A 12,209-nucleotide genomic window follows, 5' to 3' on the forward strand; every position below is an offset into this window, starting at 1 on the left:
TCACTCACCTCAGGAGCTCTCTGTATGTCTTCTTCACGCACCCAGGTCGGAATCGTCGGTGGTGGTCCCGCCGGGTTGATGCTCTCGCATCTGTTGCATCTGAAGGGAATCGATTCGGTTGTCCTGGAATGCCGCACCCGCGAAGAGGTAGAAGGCACCATTCGTGCCGGGGTGCTCGAACAGAACACGGTTGATCTCATGGTCGAGACCGGACTCGGTGATCGACTGAAGCGGGAGGGCCTCGAACATCACGGAATCGAGTTGCGATTCGGTGGACGAGGGCACCGAATCGCGTTCGACGAACTGACCGACGGGCGAGCAGTCACGGTGTATCCGCAACACGAGGTGCTCAAGGATCTGATCGCGCGGCGTCTCGCTGACGGCGGGGACATTCGATTCGGAGTGTCCGACGCGCAAGTACACGATCACGAATCGGATCGCCCGAGTATCACTTTTGTCGACTCGGACGGAAATGATCAGAAGCTCGAGTGCGCCCTGGTGGCCGGTTGCGACGGTTCACGCACCGGAACGCGAAAGCTGATTCCCGAACCGTCGATCCGAACGGATCATTTCCGCCAGTATCCCTTCGCGTGGTTCGGCATCCTGGCCGAGGCGCCGCCGTCGTCCGAAGAACTGATCTATGCCAACCATGAGCGCGGGTTTGCACTGATCAGCACACGGACGCCCGAGGTACAGCGTCATTACCTTCAGGTCGATCCGGACGACTCCGTGGACAACTGGTCCGACGATCGAATCTGGGACGAGCTGCACATGCGCGTCGACGGTGAGGGGGCGGAGATCAAGGACGGCAGGATCTTTCAGAAGTCGATCCTCCAGTTCCGCAGCTTCGTGTGTGAGCCGATGCAGCACGGCAACCTGTTTCTTGCAGGGGATGCGGCGCACACCGTGCCGCCGACCGGCGCGAAGGGAATGAATCTCGCGATCGCCGACGTCTACGCACTGGCGAAGGCAATGGACGGTTTCTTCACCTCGTCCGACCGAAAGATGCTGGACGGGTACACCGAAACGGTGTTGCCGCGTGTGTGGCGGACGCAGCACTTCTCGTGGTGGATGTCGTCGATGCTCCATCGCTTGCCAGACGACAGCGGTTTCGGGCATCGCCGACAGTTGGCCGAGTTGGACATGGTCACGCGTTCCGTGGCGGGACGAACGCTGATCGCCGAGAACTACGTCGGAACTCCCTTGCATCAGTAGGCCGATTCGCAGGTTGCACGGTGCGAAATCAGGGGGAGTGGGGTGCCAGGTGTCACCAGGACCCCGAAGTTCTTGGTATGTGTCCGCCTGGCGGGAAGCCGCCGAGCCGAAGTAGCGGGAGCTTTGTAACCTCGAACACGTCCTTGTCCAACCGAGGGTGGCTGATGCTTCGACCGCACTGCGGGGGAGTTGTCGTATGACTGAGCGTTGCAAGAAGTGACTGTTCAGGATCCACTGTCTCCCAAGCCGATCGGTGCGAACCGACTTCGAGCTCATCGAGGCACTTCAGTCGCTCCGGTCAACTGAACAGAGGGATCTTCCGATGAAGTTCAGCCTCGCCGTGGCGATGATTCCCCTCTCTCAACTCGTTGCACTTGCGAAAGTGGCCGAAGAATGCGGCTTTTCTTCGATCACGATGCCCGACTCACTGTTCTTTCCCGAGCGGGGCGCTACCGGGTATCCGTATACCGCTGACGGTGTGCGGATGTGGGACGCGAAGACACCATTTGTAGACCCCATGATTGCCGCGGCCTTCATGGGACCCGGAACGTCGAAGATTCGCTTTTATCCGCAGGTGCTCGAGCTCAGCTCACGCAATCCTCTGCTGCTGGCAAGCCAGGTGGGGTCGGTCGCGAATCTGACAGGAGGCCGCTTCGGTCTCGGGGTCGGTGTGGGCTGGGCGCCAGAGGAATTCGAGTGGTGCGGCGCTTCCCCCAAGGATCGAGGCCCGCGAGTCGACGAGATGCTCGAGGTACTGCGACTGGTTCTAGGCGGCGGTATGGTCGAACATCACGGCAAGTTCTTCGACTTCGACAGGCTGCAGATGAGCCCGGCGCCGATCGATCCCGTCCCCATCTACATCGGAGGACATTCCGCGGCCGCATTGCGCCGTGCAGCGCGAGTGGGTGACGGTTGGACCTCGGCTACAGTCTCTTTCGCTGATCTGCAAGCTCTCATCGCGAGGATCGGCGTCCTGCGGGTCGAGTACGGGCGCGCCGAGTCCCCGTTCGAAATTCAGGCCGTCTGCGCCGATCGCTTCGGTCTCGACGGCTCCCTGGAACTGGCCGATAGCGGAGTGACGGAATCGATCGTCATTCCTTGGGCCATGTACGGCCTCGGGTTCGACTGCGACCTGGAAGCGAAGAAAGATGCGGTACGCAGGTTCTCCGAGGAAGTCATCTGCAAATTCTGAATTCACGTAGCGCACCCGTGCTGCAATGACCCGTGTGCGGGGATCAATCCGTATGCGGGCGTTGCGGCTCCAACATCCGTTCGCGCAGACTGTCGTAGATAGGTGCCGACCCTGCCGACGTGGTGACGAATACCGCTGCCGCAGTGGCAGCGAGCATCGGGACCAGCGTCGACGTCACCGCGGTCATTTCGACCACGATCACGATGCCGGTGAACGGTGCGCGTACTACGGCGCCGAAGAAGGCCGCCATACCGACGGTGGCCATGGTGACCGTGAGCCCGGCGTCCACTCCGGGCACGAAGCTCGACAGTCCGGTGAAGATCGACCCCCAGAGCGCGCCGAGAGCGAGTAAGGGAGCGAACAGTCCGCCGGGAGTTCCAGCGGCATACGAGAGCGGGCCGGTGAAGAACCGAACCACCAAGTACAGCAGCAGGATCGGCAGTACGAAGGTCCTTCCGCCGACGATCATCTGTGCAAGAACGTCGCCGCCCCCACTGGCCAACGGGTCGAGGAACAGCGTCAGGCCGATGACGGCGCCGATCGTTGCGCCGATGACAGTCGGTGGGATCTTGTCGAGCCGTGCCACGATGTCGAGTAGTCCTAGAATCAGGCGGTTGTACGCAATACCCAGTAGCCCCGTGAGGATTCCGAAGACGACGAACAGTGGCAAGAATGCGAGTTGCGGTGTCGGGACGGTGCCGACCTCGAAATCGGGTTGATCACCGATGACGATCCGTGCACAGCCCACCGCCACTGAAACACCGAAAAGCGTTGGCAGCACGGTGCGCAGCCGGAACGAGTGCGTCACCTCCTCGCAGACGAACAGTGCTCCCGCGATCGGCGCGTTGAATGCGACAGCGAGTCCTGCTCCGGCCGTGGATGTTTGCAGCATGGCGACGTCGGGTTCGGTAAGGCGGGCTCGCCGTCCCGCTTCTGCTCCGATCGCCGCACCCATGTGCACGGTGGGGCCTTCACGGCCGAGAACCAGACCGGAGCCGATCGCCAAGAGGCCGCCGATGGATCTGGCGGGCACGAGATTGACTCCCGGCGGTTTCGCTTCACCGCGGGACACCGCCTCGACGTGCTGGATGCCGCTTCCCTTTGCGAGGGGCACTCGTCTGACGATCAGTACGGCAAGTACCGTGCACAGGGCCACCAGGAGGACCGGCACGAGCCACCCGACGTACGGAACGTGATGCGCCCAGTTCACGATCGCCTGACGAAGTTCGTCGGCCCTGATCAGACACCAACGGAACGCGCCGCCGACAAATCCGACCCCGACGCCGGCGACCGCAGCGAGTAGACACAGCAAACCCAGTCCGCGGAGGGAGTCCCGCGGTTCGGTGCCGCCATCGTCCTCGGTCATCGTGATCAGCCCTACCTGATGGTCACAACTCGCGACAGGTGAATTGAGCTTCCTCACCTTGGACGGTAACCCATCGCGCTACCCGCAGGGTCGGATCGAGGTTGTGCAGCCTGGTCACAATTCGACAAGCAGGCTGATTCCGAGAACTGCCATCATCACGGCGATCAGAGCATCGAGAACCCGCCACGCGTTGGGTTTCGCAAAAAGCGGCGTCAGCAGACGTGCGCCGTAACCGAGGGCGCCGAACCAGACCGCACTTGCCGTGATGGCACCGGCTGCAAACCACCAACGTCCGATCTCGCCGCGACCGTTGGCGATAGAACCCATGAGCACGACGGTGTCGAGGTACACGTGTGGATTGAGCCAGGTGAGGGCCAGTGCCATCGTGACGGCGGCAATCCTCGACCCGTTGCCATGTCGATCCGGTGCCAACGTCTGGGGGTGAAGTGCCCGCTTGGCGGCGAAGATCGCATAGCTGAGGAGGAAAACGGCGCCGGCGATACGAACGAACGTGATCATCGACGGTGCGTGTTCGAGGAGGGTCCCGATTCCGCCGACGCCCGCGAGGATCAGAATTGCGTCTGACAACGCGCACACTGCGACGATCGGGAGTACGTGCGAGCGCGTCAGACCTTGGCGAAGAACAAACGCATTCTGGGCGCCGATTGCGACGATCAATGACAGTCCGACTCCGAAACCGACGAGGGCCGACGCAGGGTCGTTGGTGCTGAGCATGTTGTCGAGCCTGCCGCGCAGATATCATTCAGTCCAGCTAATGATTCTAAGGACACATCAGAGTAGCTTCAGATTATGTTGGATTTCGAGCAACTGAGGGCATTGCACGCCGCGGTCGACGAGGGAACCTTCGAGGCGGCGGCGCGGAAACTACACATCACGCCTTCGGCGGTCAGCCAACGAATCAAAGGTCTCGAGACCTCGGTTGGCCGGATCCTGGTGCAGCGCACCAAACCCATCCAGGTCACCGATTCCGGGAGAGAAGTCCTGCGTCTTGCACGTCAGATAGACGCTTTGTCGCGTGACACCGTGCGAGAGCTCGGCCTTGAAAATGGTTCAGGGATGTTTGCGCGTGTCTCGATCGCGGTCAATGCCGATTCGCTGTCCACCTGGGTTCTCGGGGCCCTCGCGGAGTTCACGCAAGAAGTCAGTTTCGATTTTCATCTCGACGATCAAGACCACACCACCGAACTGCTGCGCGACGGTTCGGTCATGGCTGCCGTCACGTCTGTTGCGTCACCGATTCAAGGGTGTACCTCCAGTCGGTTGGGCATCATGCGGTATCGGCCGATGGCGAGTGCAGAGTTCTGCCGTCGTTGGTTCGCAGACGGTGTCACGGCCGAATCCCTTTCGGAGGCGCCGCTGGTTGTGTTCAATCGCAAGGATCTACTGCAGGATCGCTACCTCGATCAAAAGGTCGGCCACCCCGCCGATCCGCCCCGTCATCTTGTTCCTTCATCGGCAGACTTCGCGGACGCCGTCAGGCGGGGATACGGCTGGGGATTGATACCGGACCTGCAGCGCGGCGACGACGATCGCTCCGGCGTGCTGATCGGATTCGATCCGGACTTCGTGGACGACGTTCCGCTGTACTGGCAGCAGTGGAAACTGTCGTCACCTGTCTTGCGCCGGATCTCCGAGGTGGTGACCAGACGCGCCCACGAGGTGTTGCATCAGCCGTCGAACTGATGCATACCGTACGTGTGGTGTTGTGCTCAGGGAACAAAGAACCTGGACAAGTTGATCCCCTGGGACCGTTTCTTCGGCCGCAGGACGCCGATAGTGTTTTGAGTCACACACGAATGAAAGGTGCTGACTCTCGTGGCGAACATCGGATATCTGGCTTGGGATCTTGCAGAGAAGTACGGGCAGAAGCCGTGCTTGCGGGACGACCACGTCGAACTCACGTATGAAGAGTTCGCAGATCGCACGGAAGCTGTTGCCGCGCAATTGGCCGGACTCGGAATCGGCCTCGGTGACGTGGTGGCGATCATGCTGCCCAATCGCGTCGAGTTGCTGATCGCGATCATGGCTGCCTGGCGCATCGGTGCTGCGGCTACACCCATCAATCCGATGTTCACCGCGAACGAAGCGGACTACCAGATCGCGGACTCCGGGGCCGAGTTGGTCATCACCGCCACTGCCGACGCACCCTCGGGCGGCCGAGCAGTGCTGGCCGTCGAGGATCTGGCGACAGTGCCGCCGACCGATCCCCGACCCGGAATCGATGTTGCAGCAGACGATCTGGCGTTGCTCATCTACACCAGCGGCTCCACCGGACGGCCCAAGGGAGTGATGCTGACTCATGCCAACCTGCAGTTCATGGCTTCGTCGATGGGCAAGAACATCGGTGTTACCGGCGCGGATCACTGCCTGCTGATTCTGCCGCTGTTCCATGTCAACGCGATCTGCGTCAGCGTCTTGACGCCCTTACTTGTCGGCGGACAGGTGAGTGTCACCGGGAAGTTCTCGGTTTCGAGATTCTTCGACGACGTCGCGCGGCTTCGCCCCACGTATTTCTCGGCGGTGCCGGCAATCTACGCGATGCTGACCTCACAGCCGGAAGACCCTTCGATCGACACGTCGTCCTTGAGGTTTGCCGTGTGCGGTGCGGCGCCGATCAGCAAGGAACTCCTCGAACGCGCTGAGCAGCGTTTCGGTTTCGTGATCGTGGAAGGTTACGGACTCACCGAGGGGACCTGTGCGTCGGCCTGCAATCCTGTGGACGGCGTGCGCAAACTCGGTACGGTCGGCCCGGCGTTGCCCGGCCAGCAGATTTCCATTCTTGCCGAGGACGGAACCTTTGCGCCCGCCGGGACTGCCGGAGAGGTGGTCATCAAGGGTGGCAACGTGATGCGTGGCTATCTGGGTAAGCCGGAGGAAACTGCGAAGACCGTCAAGGATGGTTGGTTGCATACCGGTGACGTCGGAGTCCTCGACGAGGACGGCTACCTGACCCTGGTCGATCGCATCAAGGACATGATCATCCGTGGGGGAGAGAACATCTACCCCAAGGAGATCGAAAATTCGCTCGCTACACATCCTTCCGTGCTCGAGGCAGCCGTCATCGGCGCTCCGCACCAGGTCTACGGAGAGGTGCCAGTTGCCTATGTCGTTGCCTACCCCGATGCACCCGTCACCGAAGACGAACTGCTCGAACATGTCACGGCCTTGCTCACCCGAGTAAAGGTGCCAGTGGCGATCTACGTCGTCGATGCGCTTCCCCGAAACCCGGTGGGCAAGATCGACAAACCTGGAATGAGACGAGCTTTGAGCGCAACTCCCGCTCACTAGTCACTTCCCCGTAATACCAGCACAGCTCGACGACGTCCGTCGAGTCGATCCGTCATGCCCACATTCCGTATTTCAGGAGCACATCATGGGATTCAAAGAAGGAAACTTCCCTCCCGTCGATCCGGCAACGTTCATGGACAAGCCGTTTCTCGAGCGTCTGCGTGACATGTCCACGCACTGGGTGGATTACGGCTTCGGTACGCCGAAGATGGTCCACACCGTCTACATCATGAAACTGTTGTTCCTCTACCTGGCAGCTGGAACAGCCGTTGCCACTTTGACTTCCGGCCTCTCGTGGTTCGACATCGGATCGTGGTGGAACCAGCCGATCGTCTACCAGAAACTCATCATCTGGACGATGATGCTCGAGATGCTGGGCTTGGCAGGATCCTGGGGACCGCTCGCCGGCCACTTCAAGCCGATGACCGGTGGAGTTCTCTACTGGCTCCGCCCCGGCACGATTCGTCTGCCACCGTGGCCGGGCAAAGTGCCGCTCACCTCGGGTGACACCCGCACGGTGTTCGACGTCTTCATCTATGCCGCCGCAGTCGCCAATCTCCTTGTTGCCGCTGTTCTCCCCGGTGTTCACACCACAGGAATCGATTCGGCAATCGCTGACAATGCCGGACTGGTGCGCCCGACGGTCTTGTACTCCTTCCTGGTACTCATGGTGATTCTCGGGTTGCGGGACAAGGTGCCCTTCATCGCTGCCCGTAGTGAGCAGTACCTGCCGGCGATCTTCTTCTTCACATTCCTGCCGTTCGTCGACATGATCCTGGCGCTCAAACTGCTGATCGTCATGGTGTGGATCGGTGCCGGTGTCTCGAAGTTCGGTCGCCATTTCTCGCTGGTGGTTCCTCCGATGCTCAGCAATACCCCGTGGATCCCGTCGAAGAAGATCAAGCGCGCCCACTACCGGAATTTCCCGGAGGATCTGCGGCCTTCACACCTGGGCGGCGGCGTCGCACACGTGGCCGGAACGATGGTCGAAATCGTCACCCCGTTGATACTGCTGTTCTCGACGAACAAGACCCTCACGATCCTCGCCGTGATCCTCATGGTCGGATTCCATCTGTTCATCGCGTCGACCTTCCCGCTTGCCGTCCCACTCGAATGGAATCTTCTGTTCGCCTACGCCTCGGTCTTCCTGTTCCTGGGATTCCCGGCATGGGACGGCTACGGACTCGGCGCCATGTCCTCACCGTGGATTACCGCGGGAATTGTTGCAGCCCTTGCCTTCTTCCCCATTCTCGGAAACCTTCGACCGGATCTGGTGTCCTTCCTGCCGTCGATGCGTCAGTACGCCGGCAACTGGGCATCCGCGACGTGGGCATTCGCGCCGGGCGCTGAAGCCAAGATCGACCAGTTCATCAAGCGTCCGTCGCCGGATACGCGCAATCAGTTGATGACGATGTACCCCGAAGATGTGTCCGATGTCGTTCTGCATCAGCTGTTGGGCTGGCGTTCCATGCACAGCCAGGGGCGTGCGCTGTTCTCTCTGATGATCAGGCACCTCGGCGACGACATCAACACGTACTCACTGCGGGAAGCGGAGTTCATGTGCAACTCCATCGTCGCCTTCAACTTCGGTGACGGGCACCTGCACGACGCGAAGTTGATTGCCGCCATTCAGCGTCGCTGCAATTTCGCGCCCGGTGAGTTCCTGGTGACCTGGATCGAATCGCAGCCCATCCACAAGGGAACGCAGGAGTACCAGGTGATTGACGCCGCTCTCGGCGTCATCGAACGGGGTACTTTCAAGGTCGCCGACGCAGTTGCCGAACAGCCGTGGTTGCCGAACGGGCCCATTCCGTTCGACGTTCAGTGGACACTGGACGTACGGGCCGGCCGCGCGGCAACGGATCCGCAGGTTGTCTCCGAGCCGAAGATGCGTACGAGGGTCAGCGGTAGCGAGCAAGAGGTGAGTAAGTGACAAAGGCCGTAGTCGTCGGCAGCGGGCCCAATGGGCTCGCTGCCGCGGTACACCTCGCACGTAGCGGTGTGGACGTGCAGGTGCTCGAGGCTGCCGACCAGATCGGCGGAGGCACCCGCTCCGGTCCGATCGACGTGCCGGGGTTGATCCATGATCACTGCTCGGCGTTTCACCCGATGGGTATCGGCTCGCCGTACCTGTCCAAGCTGGACCTCGAGCGATACGGGCTGATCTGGAGATGGGCAGAGGTGGACTGCGCGCATCCGCTCGACAACGGGGACGCCGGTGTTCTGTACCGCTCGCTGGAGCAGACGGCGGCGGGACTCGGCGCGGACGGACCTCGATGGCAACGCATGTTCGGTGACTTGTCGACGGGATTCGATGCATTGGCGTCCGATCTGATGCGCCCGATCGTCAATGTCCCGCGGCATCCGCTGCGGCTCGCAGCTTTCGGTCCGCGAGCGCTGCTTCCGGCAACGGTGACCGCGAAGTTGTGGAAGACCGACAAGGGGAAGGCGCTGTTCGGCGGGGTTGCCGCGCACGCCTTCTATCCACTCAATCGTCCGGCCACCTCGGCGGTGGGATTGATGATCACTGCTGCTGGTCACCGCTACGGTTGGCCGGTTGCAGAGGGAGGTTCGCGGTCGATCACCGACGCGATGGCTGCGATGCTCCTCGATCACGGCGGCAAGATCGACACCGGCGTTCGGGTTCGTACGGCCTCCGAGATTCCGGACGCCGATGTTGTTCTGCTGGATGTCAATCCGGGGGGTGCGCTCGAAATTCTGGGCGATCGACTCCCTGGCCGAGTGGCGAGGGCCTATCGAAAGTTCAAGCAGGCTCCCGGAGCATTCAAGGTCGATTTTGCGATCGAAGGTCATGTGCCGTGGACCAATCCGGACTGTGCTCGGGCCGGAACTGTCCATCTGGCAGGTGGTTTCGACGAAATCGTGGCCGCTGAGCGTGAGACGAATTCAGGCCGTATGCCGGACCGGCCGTTCGTGCTCCTAGGTCAGCAATACCTGGCTGATCCCACCCGATCTGCCGGGAACGTTCATCCGCTGTATGCCTATGCGCACGTGCCTCACGGTTACGCCGGCGACGCTACGGAGGCGATCATCCGTCAGATCGAGAGGTTTGCGCCAGGATTCCGGGAGCAGATCGTCGCGACGTCGAGCAGTGGTACAGCTGACCTGGCAGAGGACAATCCGAATCAGGTAGGCGGCGACATCATCGGAGGTGCCAACACCGAACTGCAGGTTGTCTTGCGTCCGCGCGTCGCAGTCGATCCGTACAGCACGGGGATCGCGGGCACTTACCTGTGCTCGGCCTCGACCCCGCCGGGTGCCGGAGCACATGGAATGTGCGGGTACAACGCAGCCGAATCGGCTCTGAAGTACCTGCGACGAAAGGGTGCGGAAGTTCTGTGAGTAGTCCATCGCACAAGGAACGAGGCGCCGGTGCGATGCGGCGCCTCGCCCGAGTGCCTGCAGCCGCGGAGCCGGAAGTGCTTGCGGTGGTTGCCGAGTTGGCACGACGACTCGACGAGCGCAGCGCCGACATCGCGCGTGAGATGGCCTTCATGATGGCTCACGAAATCGACCAATTGGATGCAGACGCCAAATTGCTCGAAATGCTCGAGGCCAGCGTGCAGGGAAACATCACGACGATCATCCACGTATTGGCCAACGACATTCCGATCGATCATCTCCAACCCACCACTGCTGCAGTGGAATACGCTCTGCGTCTGGCGCAGCGGGATGTCCCGTCCAACTCCCTTGTCCGGGCCTATCACATGGGCCAAGGCGATCTGATGCGGATCTGCCACGACGAGATCAGCACACTGGATATTCCGGCGCGACTCACTTTGGCTGTCCTGAAACACACTTCGGACGTGGTCTACAGCTACATCGACTGGATCACGCTCTACGTCTTCGACGCGTACGAGCGGGAACGCAGTCGATGGATGGCAGCGCAGGGAAACCTCCATTCCGCCGCAATCCACGCCCTCCTGTCCGGCACCAACGCAGATACCGCTGCTTTCGAAGCGGAGACCGGGTACCGCCTGGGTCAGAACCACGTCGCCCTGGTGGTCTGGTCGACGTGGGATGCCGACGTCATGGGCATCAATACGCTGGACCGACTCGTACGTGATCTCGGCGCAGCGGCGGGAGCGGACAAGCCGCCGATCATCACCGCCATCGATCGACGCACGGTGTGGGCGTGGCTGCCGTTCGGTCGCCGGGTGCCTGCGCCGGATCCGGAGGTTCTCGCGGCGGCAGTGCCGTTGGACGGCGGGGCGCGGGTGGCAATCGGACTGCCGGGGTCAGGGGTCGACGGTTTCAAGCGGTCCCACGAACAGGCAACCGCCGCCTATTCGGTTGCTGCCGTCCCGGATACACCGCAGCGACCTGTGGTGAGCTTCGGAGACCGCGGCGTCGCTGTGGTTTCACTTCTGTCCGAGAACATCGATTCGACGAAGTCATGGGTCTGGGAGGTGCTTGGCCCGTTGGCGGAAGATACGCCCTCTGCTGCATCCTTGCGGACGACGTTGAGTGTGTACTTTGCACATGGTGAAAGTCATCTGCACACTGCCAATCACATGAATCTGCACCGGAATACGGTGAAGTATCGCATCAACAAGGCGCTCGGCGATCCAGTTGCTGCCGGCCGAGACAAGTTGGATCTTGCTCTGGCCCTGCAGGTTTGTGAGTTGTTGGGTAGATCGGTCTTGCGCCCGGCCAAATCGTCGTGAGTTGTGGACGCGCCACGGCCTGTGGGCTCCGTATCGGGTTTTGATGTCCGATGCGGAGCCTGGCCGTGTTCTGTTGTCGCCAAAGAGGTTTGACCCCTCAGGTTTTGAAGGTGGTGTTCGCCGGCCTGGGTTGCTGTCCGGGGTCGATCGAGGGCGGCGGGACGAACCAGGGTTTGTTGTCGGCGCCGATTCGGATTTCCCATTTGCCGACGAACCCGGATTTCCGGTGCATCAGTCGGTGATGTGAACGGCACAGCAGCACCAGATTGTTCATCACCGTCGGGCCGCCGTTCGCCCAGTGCCGGATATGGTGCGCATCCGTCCAGGCCGGTACACATGTGCAGCCCGGGAACGCGCAGCCCCTGTCTCGGGCGATCAACGCCACTCGCTGTTCGGGGGTGACCAATCGTTTTCCGGGTTTCGCATCGAGCGGTGCGCC

The 12,209-nt window shown here is 61.4% G+C and carries 10 protein-coding genes; 7 read left to right on the forward strand and 3 right to left on the reverse strand.

Going from position 1 to position 12,209, the window contains the following annotated elements; all coding sequences use genetic code 11:
• Positions 1-24 precede the first annotated feature (24 nt).
• Both ABH939_RS24405 and ABH939_RS24410 read left to right on the forward strand, forming a co-directional pair.
• Positions 25-1,215, forward strand: a complete 1,191-nt coding sequence (locus tag ABH939_RS24405; protein WP_007730544.1) for a 4-hydroxybenzoate 3-monooxygenase — start codon at positions 25-27, stop codon at positions 1,213-1,215.
• A gap of 322 nt (positions 1,216-1,537) precedes the next feature.
• Positions 1,538-2,407: a TIGR03619 family F420-dependent LLM class oxidoreductase gene (locus ABH939_RS24410; RefSeq protein WP_007730547.1), complete on the forward strand. Its 870-nt coding sequence runs from the start codon at positions 1,538-1,540 to the stop codon at positions 2,405-2,407.
• A 43-nt stretch (positions 2,408-2,450) separates the two neighbouring features.
• Here ABH939_RS24410 and ABH939_RS24415 read toward each other — a convergent pair whose 3' ends face one another.
• Positions 2,451-3,773 (reverse strand): ClC family H(+)/Cl(-) exchange transporter, encoded by a 1,323-nt coding sequence (locus ABH939_RS24415; protein WP_338926488.1) that lies wholly within the window; start codon positions 3,771-3,773, stop codon positions 2,451-2,453.
• Between the two features lie 114 nt (positions 3,774-3,887).
• Positions 3,888-4,508: a LysE/ArgO family amino acid transporter gene (locus ABH939_RS24420; RefSeq protein ID WP_064075026.1), complete on the reverse strand. Its 621-nt coding sequence runs from the start codon at positions 4,506-4,508 to the stop codon at positions 3,888-3,890.
• A gap of 75 nt (positions 4,509-4,583) precedes the next feature.
• Between ABH939_RS24420 and ABH939_RS24425 the strand changes: the two genes are divergently transcribed.
• The 5 genes from ABH939_RS24425 to ABH939_RS24445 all read left to right on the forward strand — a co-directional run bounded on the left by ABH939_RS24425 (position 4,584) and on the right by ABH939_RS24445 (position 11,770).
• Positions 4,584-5,477, forward strand: coding sequence for a LysR family transcriptional regulator ArgP (locus tag ABH939_RS24425; protein ID WP_064075025.1), 894 nt, complete (start codon positions 4,584-4,586; stop codon positions 5,475-5,477).
• 132 nt (positions 5,478-5,609) lie between these two features.
• Positions 5,610-7,082, forward strand: coding sequence for a class I adenylate-forming enzyme family protein (locus tag ABH939_RS24430; RefSeq protein WP_054826947.1), 1,473 nt, complete (start codon positions 5,610-5,612; stop codon positions 7,080-7,082).
• A gap of 85 nt (positions 7,083-7,167) precedes the next feature.
• Entirely contained in the window at positions 7,168-9,015 is a 1,848-nt protein-coding gene (locus ABH939_RS24435) for a DUF3556 domain-containing protein (protein WP_338926482.1), read from the forward strand.
• A complete protein-coding gene (locus tag ABH939_RS24440; RefSeq protein WP_338926480.1) occupies positions 9,012-10,445 on the forward strand; it encodes an NAD(P)/FAD-dependent oxidoreductase in 1,434 nt (477 codons plus the stop codon). Before ABH939_RS24435 ends, ABH939_RS24440 begins: the two co-directional genes overlap by 4 nt.
• A gap of 35 nt (positions 10,446-10,480) precedes the next feature.
• Positions 10,481-11,770, forward strand: a complete 1,290-nt coding sequence (locus ABH939_RS24445) for a CdaR family transcriptional regulator (protein ID WP_063315534.1) — start codon at positions 10,481-10,483, stop codon at positions 11,768-11,770.
• A 97-nt stretch (positions 11,771-11,867) separates the two neighbouring features.
• Here ABH939_RS24445 and ABH939_RS24450 read toward each other — a convergent pair.
• The coding region (locus ABH939_RS24450; protein WP_404650271.1) for an HNH endonuclease signature motif containing protein at positions 11,868-12,209 on the reverse strand (342 nt) is incomplete at its 5' end.

Origin of the sequence: Rhodococcus sp. 27YEA6, from assembly GCF_044908235.1 — a bacterium.
GTDB classification, from domain to species: Bacteria; Actinomycetota; Actinomycetes; order Mycobacteriales; family Mycobacteriaceae; genus Rhodococcus_F; species Rhodococcus_F qingshengii.

What these genes read in the sequence shown, in the direction of transcription:
- ABH939_RS24405 (WP_007730544.1), top strand. Translation starts at nt 25, where the DNA reads ATGTCTTCTTCACGCACCCAGGTCGGAATCGTCGGTGGTGGTCCCGCC.
- ABH939_RS24410 (WP_007730547.1), top strand. Translation starts at nt 1,538, where the DNA reads ATGAAGTTCAGCCTCGCCGTGGCGATGATTCCCCTCTCTCAACTCGTT.
- ABH939_RS24415 (WP_338926488.1), bottom strand. Translation starts at nt 3,773, where the DNA reads ATGACCGAGGACGATGGCGGCACCGAACCGCGGGACTCCCTCCGCGGA.
- ABH939_RS24420 (WP_064075026.1), bottom strand. Translation starts at nt 4,508, where the DNA reads ATGCTCAGCACCAACGACCCTGCGTCGGCCCTCGTCGGTTTCGGAGTC.
- ABH939_RS24425 (WP_064075025.1), top strand. Translation starts at nt 4,584, where the DNA reads ATGTTGGATTTCGAGCAACTGAGGGCATTGCACGCCGCGGTCGACGAG.
- ABH939_RS24435 (WP_338926482.1), top strand. Translation starts at nt 7,168, where the DNA reads ATGGGATTCAAAGAAGGAAACTTCCCTCCCGTCGATCCGGCAACGTTC.
- ABH939_RS24445 (WP_063315534.1), top strand. Translation starts at nt 10,481, where the DNA reads ATGCGGCGCCTCGCCCGAGTGCCTGCAGCCGCGGAGCCGGAAGTGCTT.